15 protein-coding genes and 1 pseudogene are annotated in these 17,463 nt (G+C 54.4%); 9 read left to right on the top strand and 7 right to left on the bottom strand.

Going from position 1 to position 17,463, the window contains the following annotated elements:
- The first annotated feature begins 16 nt into the window (after nt 1-16).
- On the top strand, nt 17-1,657 hold the full coding sequence (gene pgm, locus OGY72_RS03080) for a phosphoglucomutase (alpha-D-glucose-1,6-bisphosphate-dependent) (protein ID WP_126955847.1): 1,641 nt from the start codon (nt 17-19) through the stop codon (nt 1,655-1,657).
- Between the two features lie 96 nt (nt 1,658-1,753).
- Here the strand turns inward: pgm and kdpE are convergent, their stop codons facing one another.
- The 6 genes from kdpE to kdpF are packed head-to-tail and all read right to left on the bottom strand — an operon-like array spanning nt 1,754 to nt 9,535.
- Nucleotides 1,754-2,431 (bottom strand): two-component system response regulator KdpE, encoded by a 678-nt coding sequence (gene kdpE, locus OGY72_RS03085; RefSeq protein ID WP_286546757.1) that lies wholly within the window; start codon nt 2,429-2,431, stop codon nt 1,754-1,756.
- Complete coding sequence (kdpD, locus tag OGY72_RS03090) at nt 2,428-5,112, bottom strand: two-component system sensor histidine kinase KdpD (RefSeq protein ID WP_286546759.1); 2,685 nt, start codon at nt 5,110-5,112, stop codon at nt 2,428-2,430. The genes kdpE and kdpD overlap by 4 nt, the downstream gene beginning before the upstream one ends.
- Before the next feature lie 10 nt (nt 5,113-5,122).
- The gene (gene kdpC / locus OGY72_RS03095; RefSeq protein WP_003831371.1) at nt 5,123-5,689 is read right to left on the bottom strand and encodes a potassium-transporting ATPase subunit KdpC; all 567 of its coding nucleotides are present in this window, start codon (nt 5,687-5,689) and stop codon (nt 5,123-5,125) included.
- 8 nt (nt 5,690-5,697) lie between these two features.
- On the bottom strand, nt 5,698-7,746 hold the full coding sequence (kdpB, locus tag OGY72_RS03100) for a potassium-transporting ATPase subunit KdpB (RefSeq protein WP_286546762.1): 2,049 nt from the start codon (nt 7,744-7,746) through the stop codon (nt 5,698-5,700).
- Between the two features lie 20 nt (nt 7,747-7,766).
- Nucleotides 7,767-9,446 carry a potassium-transporting ATPase subunit KdpA gene (gene kdpA / locus OGY72_RS03105; protein WP_286546765.1) on the bottom strand — a complete coding sequence of 560 codons (1,680 nt, stop codon included), beginning with the start codon at nt 9,444-9,446 and terminating at the stop codon, nt 7,767-7,769.
- Entirely contained in the window at nt 9,446-9,535 is a 90-nt protein-coding gene (kdpF, locus tag OGY72_RS03110; RefSeq protein ID WP_001670793.1) for a K(+)-transporting ATPase subunit F, read from the bottom strand. Before kdpF ends, kdpA begins: the two co-directional genes overlap by 1 nt.
- Before the next feature lie 308 nt (nt 9,536-9,843).
- On the opposite strand from kdpF, the gene OGY72_RS03115 reads away from it, so the two are divergent.
- The 4 genes and pseudogenes from OGY72_RS03115 to OGY72_RS03130 form a co-directional block, all read left to right on the top strand.
- Nucleotides 9,844-10,050, top strand: coding sequence for a YbfA family protein (locus OGY72_RS03115; RefSeq protein WP_003022870.1), 207 nt, complete (start codon nt 9,844-9,846; stop codon nt 10,048-10,050).
- A gap of 97 nt (nt 10,051-10,147) precedes the next feature.
- Nucleotides 10,148-10,702 (top strand): DUF1722 domain-containing protein, encoded by a 555-nt coding sequence (locus OGY72_RS03120; protein ID WP_286546767.1) that lies wholly within the window; start codon nt 10,148-10,150, stop codon nt 10,700-10,702.
- A gap of 18 nt (nt 10,703-10,720) precedes the next feature.
- The gene (gene phrB, locus OGY72_RS03125) at nt 10,721-12,139 is read left to right on the top strand and encodes a deoxyribodipyrimidine photo-lyase (RefSeq protein ID WP_286546769.1); all 1,419 of its coding nucleotides are present in this window, start codon (nt 10,721-10,723) and stop codon (nt 12,137-12,139) included.
- A gap of 38 nt (nt 12,140-12,177) precedes the next feature.
- Nucleotides 12,178-12,546, top strand: a pseudogene (locus tag OGY72_RS03130) (Rpn/YhgA-type helix-turn-helix domain-containing protein); the annotation flags it as partial.
- A gap of 46 nt (nt 12,547-12,592) precedes the next feature.
- Here the strand turns inward: OGY72_RS03130 and dtpD are convergent.
- Nucleotides 12,593-14,074, bottom strand: a complete 1,482-nt coding sequence (gene dtpD / locus OGY72_RS03135) for a dipeptide permease DtpD (protein ID WP_003831389.1) — start codon at nt 14,072-14,074, stop codon at nt 12,593-12,595.
- Between the two features lie 289 nt (nt 14,075-14,363).
- Between dtpD and ybgI the strand changes: the two genes are divergently transcribed.
- The 4 genes from ybgI to pxpA are packed head-to-tail and all read left to right on the top strand — an operon-like array spanning nt 14,364 to nt 17,430.
- The gene (gene ybgI / locus OGY72_RS03140) at nt 14,364-15,107 is read left to right on the top strand and encodes a radiation resistance protein YbgI (protein WP_003831390.1); all 744 of its coding nucleotides are present in this window, start codon (nt 14,364-14,366) and stop codon (nt 15,105-15,107) included.
- A gap of 16 nt (nt 15,108-15,123) precedes the next feature.
- Nucleotides 15,124-15,780 (top strand): 5-oxoprolinase subunit PxpB, encoded by a 657-nt coding sequence (gene pxpB, locus OGY72_RS03145; RefSeq protein WP_003831391.1) that lies wholly within the window; start codon nt 15,124-15,126, stop codon nt 15,778-15,780.
- A complete protein-coding gene (pxpC, locus tag OGY72_RS03150) occupies nt 15,774-16,706 on the top strand; it encodes a 5-oxoprolinase subunit PxpC (protein WP_048214672.1) in 933 nt (310 codons plus the stop codon). The genes pxpB and pxpC overlap by 7 nt, the downstream gene beginning before the upstream one ends.
- A complete protein-coding gene (pxpA, locus tag OGY72_RS03155) occupies nt 16,696-17,430 on the top strand; it encodes a 5-oxoprolinase subunit PxpA (protein WP_149335053.1) in 735 nt (244 codons plus the stop codon). The genes pxpC and pxpA overlap by 11 nt, the downstream gene beginning before the upstream one ends.
- The last annotated feature ends 33 nt before the right edge of the window (nt 17,431-17,463 follow it).

Here is a 17,463-nt window from a genome sequence, read left to right on the forward strand (position 1 = left end):
TTAGAAGGACCAGGCAATGGCAATCCACAACCGTGCAGGTCAACCTGCGCAACAGAGTGATTTGATTAACGTCGCCCAACTGACGGCACAGTATTATGTACTGAAACCAACAGCAGGGAACGCTGAGCACGCCGTTAAGTTCGGTACGTCCGGACATCGCGGCAGTGCAGGTCGTCATAGTTTTAACGAGCCGCATATTCTGGCTATCGCTCAGGCGATTGCTGAAGAACGTGCGAAAAACGGGATTACTGGCCCGTGCTATGTGGGCAAGGATACCCACGCGCTGTCTGAACCGGCTTTTATCTCTGTACTGGAAGTGCTGGCGGCGAACGGCGTTGACGTCATCGTGCAGGAAAGTAACGGTTTTACGCCGACCCCTGCTGTGTCGAATGCTATCCTGGTCCACAACAAAAAAGGCGGCCCGCTGGCTGACGGCATTGTGATCACGCCGTCCCACAATCCGCCGGAAGATGGCGGCATTAAATATAACCCGCCAAACGGTGGTCCGGCAGATACCAACGTCACCAAAGTGGTGGAAGACAGAGCCAACGCGCTGCTGGCTGACGGTTTGCAAGGCGTGAAGCGCATGTCGCTGGACGCTGCGCTGGCATCTGGCCATGTAACAGAGCAGGATCTGGTTCAGCCGTTTGTTGAAGGACTGGCTGACATCGTCGACATGGCGGCGATCCAAAAAGCGGGTCTGACGCTGGGTGTCGATCCGCTGGGCGGTTCCGGTATCGAATACTGGAAGCGTATTGCTAAGCACTACAACCTGAACCTGACTATCGTTAACGATCACGTTGATCAGACTTTCCGTTTCATGCATCTCGACAAAGATGGCGCAATCCGCATGGACTGCTCCTCCGAGTGCGCGATGGCAGGCCTGCTGGCGCTGCGCGACAAGTTCGATCTGGCCTTTGCCAACGACCCAGACTACGACCGTCACGGTATTGTCACCCCGGCAGGGCTGATGAATCCGAACCACTATCTGGCGGTGGCGATCAACTACCTGTTCCAGCATCGCCCGCAGTGGGGCAAAGATGTTGCCGTTGGTAAGACGCTGGTGTCCTCGGCGATGATTGACCGCGTGGTGAATGATTTAGGGCGTAAACTGGTCGAAGTGCCGGTTGGCTTTAAATGGTTTGTTGACGGTCTGTTCGACGGCAGCTTTGGCTTTGGTGGTGAAGAGAGCGCGGGGGCATCTTTCCTGCGTTTCGACGGTACACCGTGGTCGACCGACAAAGACGGCATCATCATGTGCTTGTTGGCGGCAGAAATTACCGCAGTGACCGGTAAGAATCCGCAGGAGCACTACAACGAACTGGCTGCCCGCTTTGGTGCGCCGAGCTACAACCGCCTGCAGGCAAGTGCGACCTCCGCACAGAAAGCGGCGCTGTCTAAGCTGTCTCCGGAAATGGTGAGTGCCAGCACGCTGGCGGGCGATCCGATCACCGCACGTCTGACGGCGGCACCGGGCAACGGTGCTTCTATCGGCGGTCTGAAAGTGATGACTGACAACGGCTGGTTTGCCGCTCGTCCGTCCGGCACCGAAGACGCTTATAAAATCTATTGCGAGAGCTTCCTCGGTGAAGAACACCGCAAGCAGATCGAAAAAGAAGCGGTTGAAATCGTCAGCGAAGTGCTGAAAAACGCGTAAACCGTAGGCCGGATAAGACGCTAGCGTCGCTATCCGGCATGAATTAAAAAGCCGGATAGCTTTGTGCTGATCCGGCTTTTTTTATTCGGCTTAGATTCACGGCATAAACCGATAACCAATCCCGGTTTCGGTCAGAAAATGACGCGGACGCGCCGGGTCCAGTTCCAGCTTCTGGCGTAGGTGTCCCATGTAAATTCGCAGATAGTGACTGTGTTCGACGGCGTTCGGTCCCCAAACCTGATTTAACAGCTGGCGTTGCGTTAGTACCTTTCCGGCATTATTCAGCAGTACCGCTAACAGGCGAAACTCAATCGGCGTCAGATGAATCTCTTCATCACCACGATGTACGAGCCGGGTGGCGATATCTACTTTTACGTTGGAAAAATGCACCACTGGCTCGGGAGACGCGCCGCTGGTGTGGCGGCGCAATGCCACACGTAATCGCGCCTGTAGCTCGCCAATACCAAAGGGTTTACTGAGATAGTCATCGGCGCCGGCATCCAGAGCGGCGATTTTATCGCTTTCTTCGCTGCGAGCTGAGAGCACAATTACCGGTATCGCGCTCCATTGTCGCAGGTCACGAATAAAATCAATACCGTCACCGTCCGGCAGACCGAGATCGAGAATGATGAGATCGGGTTTTCGCGTGGCGGCTTCCAGCAGACCACGTTGCAGCGTTTCTGCTTCATATACACGCAGACCATCGGCTTCCAGCGCGGTACGCAGAAAGCGACGGATAGCCTGTTCATCTTCAACAATCAGTACGTTCGTCACATATCCTCATGAAAATCTTCAAGTTCAGGGGGGATTTCCTGGGGCAGTGTAACACGGAAACATGCTCCTCCCTGTGCGCGATTGTGGACGGAAATCGTACCGCCGTGCACGTCCACAATGGCCTGACAGATTGCCAGCCCCAGCCCAACGCCCGGTACCGATGACTCTTTGTTTCCCCGGGAAAACTTGTCAAAAACTCGCTGCTCCATACCCGATGGAATGCCGGGGCCATCATCCCAGACGTCCAGTTGCAGGTGCTCGCCATCGACGCTGGCATCAATACCGATTTGCGCCGCTGGACCTGCGTATTTAACGGCGTTTTCCAGCAGATTAATCAGCACCCGTTCAAAGAGTGGGCCATCGACGTGGATCAGCGTCAACGGTGCTGGTAGCGACAAATTAATAGGAGCAGAGAGTCCTGGCTCCAGCATCTGCAGGGCGCTGCCGACCACCTCTTCCAGTGTTAACCACTCCTTCTTAAGATTAAAGCCGCCGGACTGAATTCGCGCCATATCCAGCAGGTTATTAACCAGTCGGGTCGTATTAAGGACGTGCTGGCGAATCTCACTGGCCTGGCGCGCGTGCGGCGATCCTTCGCTTGCCAGATCCAACGTTAAGATCTCTGCCTGACCAAACAGCACCGTTAGCGGCGTACGTAAATCGTGGGAAAGGGCGGCGAGCAGCGCGTTACGAATGCTTTCGCGCTCGCTGGCAAACCGGGCCTGCTCTTCGCTGGCGGTTAGCGTCAGACGCTCCAGCGCACTGGCGACCAGTAAAGTGAAAGTTTCCAGCAGGCGTTGCTGTTCGGGGATCATCAGCTGGCGTAAATTTCCCGGTTCCACAACCAGCAGCCCATGCGTTTTGTCGGCACTTTTTAACGGTAAAATTTGATACGGCACTCCTGGCAACGTGTCAGTACCTGCGCCAGCCGGTTGCCCTTTATCAAAGCTCCATTGGGCAATGGCATCATCCCACGGTGTCATGCCCTGTTGATGGGTGAGAGGGGCCAGCTTACCGTTCTCACCGGGCAGTAAAACCTGGCTGCGGGCCTGGAACGTTGAGGCAATAAACTGTTCGCTGGTGGCGGCGATATCTTGCTGACTCCGTCCGACGGCCAGCGCTTTCGACATCTCATACAAATGGCGCGTACGTTGTTCGCGATAACGGGCTACCCGCGCCTGATAACGCACTCCGGCGGTAAGATTACCGATTACCAGCCCTACCGTTAGCATCACGGCGAAGGTGAGCAGGTACTGGACGTCGGAAACGGCCAGCGTGCCGCGTGGAGCAATAAAGAAGAGATCGAAGCTGGCGACGTTAACAAAAGTTGCCAGCACCGACGGCCAGCGTCCGTAAAAGAGGGCGATAACCACCACGCCCAATAAATAGATCATCACCAGGTTGGCGGCGTCAAAGGCCATCAACCACTGCATGGCAATCAACGTAATGATGGCGCACAGCGCGACGGCAACCACACAACCCTGAATTTGTACCCGCCATTTATCCTTAAAGGTGCGGTTATCTGCAGTTTGTAGCACAGGGCGCGAAGGTGGCTCATCGAGCGCAACAATCATCAGGTCGAGATCCGGTGCGCGATGGGCCAGTTTGTCAGCAAAAGAATCACTGCGCCACCAGCGTCGTGTAGCCGGACGTCCGAGGACAATTTTTCCCAGATTATGCTCATGGGCGTAGCGGATTACAGCCTTGTCTTCAGCGGGATCGGAAAGGGTGGCGGTTTCTGCACCCAGCTCCTGGGCTAACCGCAGAGCGCTTAAAATTGCGCGGCGCTGTTTTTCGGGCAGTCGGTGCAGCGCTGGCGTTTCGACATACACTGCATGCCAGACGCTGCCGAGGCGCGCTGCCAGACGCGCGGCAGCACGCACCAGCTTTTCGCTGCCGGTATTGTGTCCAATGCACAGTAAAATGGCGTCACGGGTATGCCAGACTTTTTCTTCCCCCGGACGCCCTCGCCAGGCACGCATCTGATCGTCAACCCGATCGGCCGTGCGGCGCAGGGCCAGCTCACGTAGCGCGATCAAGTTCCCTTTGCGAAAGAAATGCTCGATGGCTCTTTCCGCCTGACCGGCGATATAGACCTTGCCTTCGTTCAGGCGTTGGCGCAAATCATCGGGGGGAAGATCGACCAGCACCACATCGTCGGCGGCATCGAAAAAAGGATCGGGGACGGTTTCGCGAACCTGAATGCCGGTGACGCCGCTGACCACATCATTGAGGCTTTCCAGATGCTGCACGTTGACGGTAGTAAAAACGTCAATACCGGCTTCGAGCAGCTCTTCAATGTCTTGCCAACGCTTAGGGTGGCGTGAGCCAGGCGCATTACTGTGCGCCAGTTCATCCATCAAAATGAGCGCCGGACGGCGGGCCAGCGCCGCGTCGAGATCGAACTCGCTAATATGACGACCATGGCGCGCCTGTCTCTTTAGCGGCAGGATGCTGAGACCGTCCAGCAACGCGGCGGTCTCTTTGCGTCCGTGGGTTTCCACCACCCCAATCAGCACATCTAACCCCTGCGCCCGCAACCGTTGGGCCTCTGCCAGCATGGCCCAGGTTTTACCGACGCCTGCACACGCGCCGAAGAAAATTTTCAGTTTTCCGCGGTGCGGGGCAGCGGTCTGCTCCAGCAGGCGATCGGGGTCGGGGCGTGAGGGTTCGTTATGCATGTCCTTTTTCTCAGTGCTTATCCAGCGCTAAATTAAGTTCTACCAGGTTCACCACCGGCTGGCCGATAAAACTGACCAACGGCTTTTGCGTGTATTGTGCAACCAGGCGCGTGACCTCTTCAACGCTGAGGTTGCGAGCCTGCGCCACGCGGGGGATTTGCCAGGCCACCGCGGCTGGCGTCAGATTGTTATCCAACCCGCTGGCAGAAGCCGTTACCAGCTCTACCGGAACGACAGGATTTGCCTGCGGGTTAGCAGCACGCAGTGCGGCTATCCGGCTTTGCAGCTGTTTATCCAGTTCCGGATTGCTGGCTGCCAGGTTACTGCCGCCTGAAGCCATTGGATTATAGGGCATTTCTGCTGTAGCTGACGGACGTCCCTGAAAATAACCGGCCGCGGTAAAATGTTGCCCAATGAGCGCAGAGCCGCGAACGACTTGATCTTCGCGTAGAAGCGAGCCGTTAGCCTGGTGGGGAAACCACCACTGCCCCAACGCGGTGGTCAACAACGGGTAAGCTCCGCCGGTGATAAGCATCAGGAAAATCAATGTTGATAATGCAGGACGTAATCCACTCATCTGAAACCTCACACCAGACCCAGTAGGGTCAGCAGTAAATCAATTGCTTTGATACCGATAAACGGCACAACCAGACCACCCAGACCATAGATCCACAAATTACGGCGCAGCATTGCGGATGCGGATAACGGTTTGTAGCCCACGCCTTTAAGCGCCAGCGGGATCAGTAAGACGATAACCAGCGCATTAAAGATAACCGCGCTGAGGATCGCCGAGTCCGGCGAATGCAAGCCCATCACGTTAAGCGCATTGAGCTGCGGGTAGGTGGCGGCGAACGCGGCCGGGATAATGGCGAAATACTTCGCCACGTCGTTGGCGATACTGAAGGTGGTCAGCGAACCACGCGTCATCAGCATCTGTTTACCAATGTGCACCACTTCAATCAGCTTGGTGGGGTTAGAGTCGAGATCCACCATGTTGCCTGCTTCTTTCGCCGCCTGGGTCCCGGAGTTCATGGCGACCGCCACGTCGGCTTGCGCCAGCGCCGGGGCGTCATTGGTTCCGTCGCCGGTCATCGCCACCAGACGACCTTCCGCCTGATACTGACGAATCAGCGCCAGCTTGGCTTCCGGCGTGGCTTCAGCTAAGAAGTCATCTACCCCGGCTTCTGCCGCAATCGCGGCGGCGGTCAGGCGGTTATCGCCGGTGATCATCACCGTTTTGATGCCCATTTTGCGTAGTTGGGCAAAACGTTCTTTGATTCCGCCTTTTACGATATCTTTCAGGGCAATCACGCCCAGCACGTGGGAGCCTTCGGCAACCACCAGCGGCGTAGCGCCAAGGCGTGCGACGTTTTCGACCTTCTGCTCCACGTCGGCAGGGAAGTGGCCGCCGTTGGCTTCGACGTGACGACGAATAGCATCGACCGACCCTTTGCGGATCATGCGGTTGTCGATGTTGATCCCGCTCATTCGGCTTTGGGCGGTAAACGGTACAAAGGTGGCGTGCAGCGATTGCACGTCGCGAATACGCAGATTAAAGCGCTGTTTTGCCAGAATCACGATACTGCGGCCTTCAGGGGTTTCATCGGCCAGTGATGAAAGCTGCGCGGCGTCGGCCAGCGTTTTTTCGTCCACGCCCAGGGCGGGCAGAAAATCCGAAGCCTGGCGGTTACCCAGCGTAATGGTGCCGGTTTTGTCCAGCAGCAGTACGTCCACGTCACCCGCCGCTTCCACTGCACGTCCGCTGGTGGCGATGACGTTCGCGCCCAACATGCGGCTCATCCCGGCGACGCCAATAGCAGAGAGCAACCCACCGATGGTGGTGGGGATCAGACACACCAGCAGGGCAACCAGTACCGTGACGCTAACCGCGCTACCACCCCAGGCGGAAAACGGCCACAGCGTGGCGGTCGCCAGCAGAAAAACGATGGTCAGGGCTATCAACAGGATCGTCAGGGCGATTTCATTCGGCGTTTTACGCCGCTGCGCGCCTTCAACCATGGCGATCATCCGGTCGAGGAACGTTTCACCAGGGTTCACGCTACATTCGATCACCAGCCAGTCGGAGAGGATGCGGGTCCCGCCGGTGACGGAGGCGAAATCACCACCGGATTCACGAATGACCGGCGCGGATTCACCGGTAATGGCGCTTTCATCCACCGATGCGCCACCTTCGATGACCTCGCCGTCACACGGGATAATATCGCCCGCTTCTACTAACACGATATCTCCTTTGCGCAAATCCTCCGCCGGAACGTGATCCATGGCGGCACCGTATTTCGGTTCGCGGAGTTTGCGAGCAAAAGCGGTTTTTTTAACTCCTTTCAGACTGTTAGCCTGAGCCTTACTGCGTCCTTCCGCCAGCGCTTCGGCAAAGTTGGCGAACAGAACGGTAATCCACAGCCACAGACTTATCGCGCCGGTAAACCACGGATTGCCTTGCATATGGCCTGTGGCCATTGCCAGCGTTAACAGGGTTGTCAGCAGACTGCCCAGCCAGACGATAAACATCACCGGATTGCGCCACTGGGTATGTGGGCTTAATTTTTTCACGGCGTCCATCAGCGCCTGTGCGACCAGAGAGGGTTCGAACAGCGCCAGTTGCTTGCGACTCATAGTCATGTGCTCCGCATCACTCAGTGTAATGACAGGTATTCTGCGACCGGGCCAAGTGCCAGGGCAGGAACAAAGGTGAGGGCGCCAACCAGTAACACCGTACCGATTAACAACCCGACAAACAGTGCACCGTGAGTAGGCAGCGTGCCAGGGCTTGCTGGCTGGATCTTTTTACTGACCAGCGATCCGGCAATTGCCATCACGGGAATGATCACGCCGAAACGGCCGAAGAACATGCACAGGGCCAGCAGACAGTTCCAGAACGGGCTGTTGGCGCTTAATCCGGCGAAGGCGCTACCGTTGTTGTTCGCGGCAGACGATACGGCGTACAACACTTCACTAAAGCCATGTGGACCAGGATTGAGCATGGCGCTGCGCCCGGCATCGCTCATCATCGCTATCGCCGTACCGAGCAGTACCAGCGCAGGGGTGACCAGAATCGCCAGTGCAGTCATTTTCATTTCACGCACGTCTATTTTCTTACCCAGATATTCCGGCGTGCGACCAATCATCAGGCCCGCGATAAACACCGCCAACAACACGAACAGCAGCATGCCGTACAGGCCCGAACCGACACCACCGAAGACCACTTCGCCAATCTGCATTAGCCACATCGGCACCATCCCACCCAGCGCGGTGAAGGAGTCATGCATCGCATCGACAGCGCCGCAAGATGCCGCTGTCGTCACGACGGAAAAAAGACTCGTAGCCAGCACGCCAAAGCGGCTTTCTTTGCCTTCCATGTTGATATTACTGTCTGCACCGAATGCCATCAGGTGCGGGTTGCCTTGAACTTCGGCCCACATCACCACGGCTACGCAGACCAAAAATATCAGCGACATGGCCCACAGCAGGGTCCGCCCCTGGCGACGATCGCCAACCACATCACCAAAGGCAAAACACAGCGCGGTAGGAATTAAGAAAATGGCCAACATCTGTACCAGATTGGTCAACGCGGTAGGGTTTTCAAACGGATGTGATGAGTTAGCGTTAAAGAACCCGCCCCCGTTAGTGCCAAGCATCTTAATCGCTTCCTGTGAGGCGACGGGCCCCATCGGCAGCACCTGTTTCACCCCTTCAAGGGTAGTAATGGGCTGATAGGGCAACACGTTTTGCAGCACACCTTGCTGAATGAAGAACAACGCAATGAGCAATGCAATGGGGAGCAGGATCCACAGCGTAATGCGAACCAGATCGACCCAGGCGTTGCCCAGCGTGTTCATACTCTGGCGAGTAAAGGCACGGGCCAGGGCAAAAATCACCGCAATCCCGGTTGCCGCTGACAGGAAGTTCTGCACGGTCAGCCCGACCATCTGGCTGAAGTAGCTTAAGGTGGTTTCGCCAGCATAGGATTGCCAGTTGGTGTTGGTGACAAAACTTACCGCCGTGTTGAGCGCCAAATCCCACGAAAGCCCAGGTAGCTGTTGCGGATTTAGCGGCAGCAGGTTTTGCGCCATCAGCATTGAAAACAGGACCAGCAACCCCAGTACATTGAGCGCGAGGATCGCCAACAGATACTGCCGCCAGTTCATTTCCTGCTGCGAGATGCCCAGACCGCGCCAGAGCAGATGTTCCACGCCAGCCAGGCCCGGCAGGGACGTATTATTGATCAGCCGAGCCAAGCCAAAACCCAGCGGTCTGGCGATGATAAACAGTACCAGCAAGAAACTGGCAATGAGTAAAAATCCTTGGGCCGCCATCAGAACGCCTCCGCATTAATCAGGGCATACACCAGATAACCTAATAATAAAAAGACCAGCACAATGCCGGTTATCACGCCTGCACTCACGGTGCACCTCCAGTGGCATAAATGTGATAACCAGAGCGTAGATTTTTGCTTGCAAAGATTTCGCAAAAATCAGTGGGAGGGGTGTAAAAAAAGTATAAAAATGGCAAAGACCATTATTTAACTAATGATTAGTATTAATTTAACTTTTATGTAACTTAATTACGGTTTTTAGCTAAACGGAGCATCAATAGATAAAAATAAGTGGTCGGATGAGTAGCAAAATTACACACAAGGCGGTATTATTTTCATCAGTTAACCAAGTTTATTTTTCCGGTGCGATTCACCGAACAGATATATGGGAGAGGATTATGGACTTTTATAAAGAATATCCAGCACACATTGTTTTCTTGCGCCGTACCTTTGCCGTTGTGGCGGGCGTGCTGGCGCTGCCGGTCATGTTGTTCTGGAAAGACCGCGCCCGTTTTTACAGCTATCTGCACCGCGTCTGGTCCAAAACCAGTGATAAACCGGTGTGGATGGAGCAGGCTGAAAAAGCCACCTGCGACTTCTATTAAGTTGTCGTTATTGTTCAAGAAAACCGCTAACAGCAATGTGGCGGTTTTTTTATACGCCGACGTCTACACTTATCTGAGTAACGGATAAGGAGTGGCGATGAGCACGAGAATTCCTGTTGGTATCCGCACCTGTCTGACCACAGAAGCGAGTGAGGCACCTCAGTTCGACGAAAATACAATAATACGTGTTTACGCTTTGCATGAATTGCACCGCCTGCGTCAGCGAAAATTAACGCGGGGCGCATTAATTGACTATCATACTCGCTACAAACTGGTACTACTGGCGCATTCCCAGCCAGAGTATCGGGAGCTTGGCCCCTTCGTTGCCGCAATCCATGAATGGCAAGATCTCGATGCTTTTTTTACCGAGTATCGCCTACGATTGACCCATCTGTTATTAAATCCTGCTACCCGGCGTAACCATACCAATGTATTGATGCACGTACAGGGCTATTTCCGTAATCAGCTCGATCTGCGTCAACGTCAGGAATTGACCTCGATAATCGATAACTATCGACGCGAGGCGCAGCCGCTACTTGCACCCTTAATGCTCCTCAAACACTATATGGCTGAGCACCCGAACACCTGGTTGTCCGGGCAACGTTATTTTGAACTCTGGCCTGCGATTTGGCGTTTACAGGGCAATGATTAATTTTTATCAGGGAGTGTTATGACCACGCATCTGGTCTGGTTTCGGCGTGATTTGCGTCTGCACGACAATCTCGCGCTGGCGGCGGCTTGTCGGGATCGTTCTGCACATGTACTCGCGCTCTATATTTCCACGCCTGAACAGTGGAAGGCGCATGATATGGCCCCACGTCAGGCGGCATTGGTTAATGCGCAACTGAACGCGTTGCAAACGGCGCTGGCAGAAAAGGGCATCCCGCTTCTGTTTCATGAAGTTGCTGATTTTGCGACCAGTGTGGAAACCGTCAAAAACGTCTGCGTACAGCATGGCGTCAGTCGAATATTTTATAACTATCAATATGAAATAAACGAACGCCAGCGTGATGCTGCCGTCGAAAAGTCATTACCTCAGGTGGTGTGCGAAGGGTTTGACGACAGCGTGATCCTGCCTCCGGGGGCGGTCATGACCGGTAATCACGAGATGTATAAAGTCTTTACGCCGTTTAAAAATGCCTGGCTGAAGCGGATAAAAGACGGGATCCCAGAATGTGTCAGTGCGCCGAAGGTGAGAGAAAGCGGTGCTCTTGACTCTCCATTAACATCCATCTCGCTGAGCTACCCGCAGCAGGATTTTGATACGCAGCAATTTCCGGCAGAAGAAAAATTGGCCATCGCGCAGTTACGCCATTTTTGCCAGCAGGCCGCCGGAGAATATGAACAACTGCGTGACTTTCCGGCGATTGACGGAACCAGTCGATTATCCGCAAGCCTGGCGACAGGAGGACTATCACCGCGCCAGTGCCTGAATCGACTGCTCGTGGAGCAGCCGCAGGCGCTTGAGGATGGGGCAGGTAGCGTTTGGTTGAATGAGCTTATCTGGCGCGAATTTTATCGTCATCTGATGACTTACCATCCGGCGCTGTGTCGGTATCAACCTTTTATTCGCTGGACCGATCGCGTGCAATGGCAGAATAATCCGACGCATTTGCAGGCCTGGAAAACAGGGAATACGGGCTACCCCATTGTGGATGCGGCCATGCGTCAGCTCAACGCAACGGGCTGGATGCATAATCGTTTACGCATGATTACCGCCAGTTTTTTAGTGAAAGACCTGCTGATCGACTGGCGTAAAGGCGAACAGTATTTTATGTCGCAACTGATCGATGGCGACCTGGCGGCTAATAACGGCGGCTGGCAATGGGCAGCCTCAACCGGAACCGACGCCGCACCGTATTTCCGTATCTTTAACCCCACGACGCAGGGCGAAAAATTCGACCGTGACGGTGAGTTTATCCGCCAGTGGGTGCCGGAACTGCGCGACGTGCCGGGTAAAGCTATTCATGACCCGTGGACGTGGGCTGAAAAAGCGCAGGTAACACTAAGTTACCCTCGCCCCATTGTGGATCATAAACAGGCAAGGCTGGCGACGCTGGCGGCATATGAGGCAGCGCGTAAGGGATAAGCGCGCAGCGGATTTTTGCGTAATACCTTCCAGCAGATCTGCAAAAACATATCCGTCAGCGGGATTTGCTGGGACTGGTAGATCAGCTTGCCACGCTGTTACTTACAGGGTGCGCTAATGACACACAACTACAGGCGATGTTTAATTACATCCTGCAATCCGGCGATGAATCTCGCTTTAATGAATTTATACAAGATATGACGCAACGGATCCCCCAACACAAGGAAAAGCTGATGACGATTGCGGAGCGGTTACGCTTAGATGGATTACAGGAAGGTTTGTAGCAAAGCAAACGAGAAACCGCATTACGTATAGCGCAAACTATGTTGGAGCAGGGAATAGATCGCAACATGGTGCTTCTGGTTACAGGTCTTTCTGAAGAGAAGTTGACTGCCAGTCATGCGTAATTCCTGAAAAAAGCCCGAATCAGATTACATCATCGGGCCCCTACACTCAGGATTCTACCGCCAGTGAACGGTTTCTGAACTTAAGCGACTGGTACAGCCAAATCATCAGCACCAGCACCACACAGGCCAGCGCGCCCCAGGTAATTTCACTAAAGACATCAATATAGGCATTGATGGAGTAGTTGATAGCGCCCGCAGCATCAAACGAGCCTTGTGAGGTCTGATCGGCGATAACGCCTGCCAGGTAATTGGCGATAGCACCGGAAAGCAGCATATAAATGCCGGTTAATACGCCGGTAACACCAGGGATCTCAATACGCGTAATTTGTGACATTGCCACCGGATCGATAAACAGTTCGGCAAAGCCCATGACCGCCAACCCAAGTACCATCAGCGGCATCGAAGAGTGGCCGTAAGCAGCGGACCAGCGAGCGCTCAAGGTTAGAATACAGAACCCAGCGCTCATTAAGCCGAGGCCAAGGGCAAATTTACCCCAGATACGTACGGTACGATTGCCACTCACGCTTTCTTTGACTACCCACGCCAGTACGATACCGCACAGCATAACGGCAAAAGCGTTAACCGACTGGAACATCGCGGTAGGGACGGAATACCCCAGAATATCGCGGTTAACGAAGCGGTCGATATACAGGCTGATCGAACTGCCGCCCTGTTGAGCAAAGGCCCAAAACAACAGGCTGAAGAAGGTCAGCGTGACGATAAGCCCCAGCTCTTTGCGTTGTTTCTGCGTCTGTGCCTGGCGATAAATCTTCGCCAGAACTGCCAGACCAATAATGGTGGCAACAATCAGTGCGTAAACGGACCACTCTTTCCAGAACAGCACGGTAATCAGCAGCGGTGCGGCAACCAACAAAACTAACAGCCAGGCCCAGTTTGGCAGAATAAAGGTTTTAGCACACAGAACGGCCTTGTTGACGCCGGTGGTGTGGGCGAAATGGCGATTACCACATAAGAATATCACCAGCCCTGCCAGCATGCCGATGGCAGCCAGCGCAAAGCCCATCGCCCAACTGTACTCTTCCTGCACGTATCCGCAGGCAATTGGTGCGATGATCGAACCGATGTTACCGGCGGCGTAGAGCAGAGAGAATCCACCATCGCGACGTGGGTCTTCAGGTTGATATAACTCGCCAAGCAGGCAACTGATATTTGATTTAAACAGACCGTAACCGCAGACAATTATCGCCAGCGACAAATAGAGGAACGCCGGGGCCATTTCACTGGCACCCAAAACCAGATGTCCCACCGCCATTAAAAATGCGCCGATCATCACCGCCATTCGATTGCCGAGCACTTTATCGGCCAGGTATCCCCCGAGAATAGGGGTGACATAGACCAGCGAGCAGTAGGCGCTGAACAGTTCATATGCGTGATTATCGTCGTACTTAAGCTGGTTAGTGAGATACAGGATCAGCAGCGCACGCATGCCGTAAAAACTGAAGTATTCCCAGATTTGTAGCGCGACAACGTAGTATATCGCCCGTGGTTGAGATGCTTGTTTATTCATTATTTTCTCGAAGTAAATGCCTCGCGACTGGCTGAACGTGCTGCGCGAGTGTGTTTCCTTAAAGTTGTAACTTTGATACAGATCTGATTATTTTTGCAATATGCTGTCTGATTGCATAAATATACATGAATTAGATCGCGTAGTGGTAAGCAAATCACGTTCAAAGCGGGTGTGATTGTTTCTTTATGTGTCAGTGAAATGGCTATCGACGAACGCAGGCGGGGACGCTATTTTAACCTAAGTTGTGTTGCTGATTGGGCAGGCAGAAATGATGACTACGAGGACGATGATGAAAAACACCGAACTGGAACAACTGATCAACGACAAACTAAACAGCGCCGCCATTAGCGATTATGCGCCGAATGGTTTGCAGGTTGAGGGCAAAGAGACGGTGCATAAAATCGTGACCGGTGTGACTGCAAGCCAGGCATTGCTGGACGAGGCGGTACGCCAGCAAGCGGATGCGGTTATCGTTCACCACGGTTATTTCTGGAAAGGCGAATCTCCGGTTATTCGCGGCATGAAGCGCAATCGTCTGAAAACGCTGTTAGAAAATGATATCAACCTGTATGGCTGGCACTTGCCGCTGGATGCACACCCGGAATTGGGGAATAACGCGCAGTTGGCCGCGCTGTTAGGAATCACCGTGATGGGTGAAATTGAACCGCTGGTGCCATGGGGCGAACTCTCCATGCCGGTTCCGGGGCTGGAGCTGGCATCGTGGATTGAAGCGCGTTTAGGTCGTAAACCGTTATGGTGCGGTGATACCGGGCCGGAGAAAGTTCAGCGCGTTGCCTGGTGTACCGGGGGGGGGCAAAGTTTTATTGATAGCGCAGCCCGATTTGGTGTCGACGCCTTTATTACCGGTGAAGTCTCTGAGCAAACCATTCACTCAGCCCGCGAGCAGGGGCTGCATTTTTATGCTGCCGGTCACCATGCGACCGAACGCGGCGGCATTCGCGCATTAAGCGAATGGCTGAATGAAAATACCGATCTGGACGTAACCTTTATCGATATTCCTAATCCAGCGTAATAAAAGAGGGATGAAAGTGCAGCGAGCGCGTTGTTATCTGTTAGGTGAAACGGCGGTGGTTCTTGAACTGGAGCCCCCCATCACGCTGGCGACTCAGAAACGCATCTGGCGTCTGGCTCAGCGTTTAGTTGACGCCCCGAATGTGCTTGAAGCTATTCCGGGAATGAACAATATCACGGTTACCCTGCGCGACCCGCAAACACTGGCGCTGGATGCGATTGAACGCCTGCAGCGCTGGTGGGAAGAGAGTGAAGCACTGGAGCCGGATTCACGCTTTATTGAAATACCTGTGACCTATGGTGGTGAGTTTGGCCCTGATCTGGCAGAGGTCGCCCGACACAGTGGATTAAGCGACAAGCAGGTCGTCGAACTTCATGCGTCAGTTGACTATGTGGTGTGGTTTATCGGTTTTCAGCCGGGATTTCCCTATCTCGGGAGCTTACCTGAACAGCTGCATACCCCCAGACGTGCGGAACCGCGTTTGCTTGTTCCGGCAGGTTCTGTCGGTATCGGTGGATCTCAAACGGGGATCTACCCGCTTGCCACACCCGGTGGGTGGCAATTGATTGGGCGTACCTCCGTTTCGTTATTTGATCCAAAACGGGAGGAGCCGATTCTGTTACGGGCTGGCGATACCGTGCGTTTTGTCCCGCAGAAGGAGGGGATATGTTAAACATCATCCGCGCTGGCATGTACACCTCAGTACAGGACGGGGGACGCCATAGTTTTCGTCAATCCGGAATTAGTCACTGCGGCGCGCTGGATAAACCGGCGCTGAACGTGGCTAACCTGCTGGTGGGTAATGATGCGAATGCCGCAGCGCTGGAAATCACGCTGGGGCAACTGGTGGTGGAGTTTGAAGCCGATGGCTGGTTTGCCCTGACCGGTGCCGGATGCGAAGCGCATCTGGATCGAACTCCCGTATGGAGCGGATGGCGGTTACCGGTAAAAGCCGGGCAGCGCCTGACGCTAAAACGCCCGCTTCATGGCATGCGCAGTTATCTGGCGGTAGCGGGCGGTATTGATGTTCCCGAAGTGATGGGCTCGCGTAGTACCGATCTGAAAGTGGGCATTGGTGGGTTTGAAGGGCGTCTGCTGCGTGATGGCGATCGACTGGCGATTGGCGTATCGACCCGGCAATTCAGCGGGCCACAAGGTGTAAAACAACTGATGTGGGGTAATCTCATTCGCGCACTGCCCGGCCCTGAGTATCAGGAGTTTGATGAGGTATCGCAGGCCTCTTTCTGGCGCTCGCCGTGGCAGCTTAGCCCGCAAAGTAACCGTATGGGGTATCGTCTTCAGGGGCAGCCGCTGACGCGCACGACCGATCGCGAGCTGCTGTCGCATGGTTTGCTCCCCGGCGTGGTGCAGGTTCCGCATAATGGCCAGCCAATCGTGCTGATGAACGATGCTCAGACGACGGGTGGCTATCCGCGCATCGCCTGTATCATCGAGGCAGATATGTATCATCTGGCGCAGATCCCGCTCGGTCAGCCGATTCATTTTGTGCAGTGTTCGCTGGAGGAAGCGCTGAAGGCGCGGTACGACCAGCAGCGTTATCTGGAACAGTTAGCATGGCGACTTAACAATGAAAATTGATCTCAATGCAGACCTCGGTGAGGGATGTGCGAACGATGCAGCGTTGCTGCAATTGGTGTCATCGGCCAACATCGCCTGTGGGTTTCACGCCGGCGATGCGCAAACTATGCTCTCAAGCGTGCGTGATGCGTTAAAAAATGGTGTGGCGGTAGGCGCGCATCCCAGCTTTCCGGATCGGGAAAATTTTGGTCGTAGCGCCATGACTCTGCCTGCACAAACGGTGTATGCACAGACGCTGTATCAAATTGGCGCGCTGGCTGCCATCACGAGGGCAGAAGGTGGTGTGATGCGCCATGTCAAACCGCATGGCATGCTCTATAACCAGGCGGCGAAAGATCCTCAATTGGCCGATGCGATTGCGAAAGCGGTTCATGCCTGCGATCCGTCGCTGGTTCTGGTCGGGCTGGCGGGAAGCGAACTGATTCGCGCTGGAGAACACTATGGCTTGATAACGCGTCAGGAGGTTTTTGCCGATCGGGGTTATCAGGCCGATGGCAGTCTGGTGCCACGTAACCAGCCGGGCGCACTGATAGAGGATGAAGAACAGGCGCTGGCGCAAACGTTAGAAATGGTGCAATCCGGCAGAGTAAAAAGCCAAAGTGGAACATGGGCAAGCGTGACTGCCCAGACGGTATGCATTCATGGGGATGGTGAGCACGCACTCGCTTTTGCCCGTCGCTTGCGTAGCGCCTTTAATGCATGCAATATTCAAATTAGCGCATAATTTTTAATATAAAACAATAAGATATTACACAAC

Origin of the sequence: Citrobacter sp. Cpo221, assembly GCF_030332345.1 — a bacterium.
Lineage (GTDB): Bacteria > Pseudomonadota > Gammaproteobacteria > Enterobacterales > Enterobacteriaceae > Citrobacter > Citrobacter portucalensis.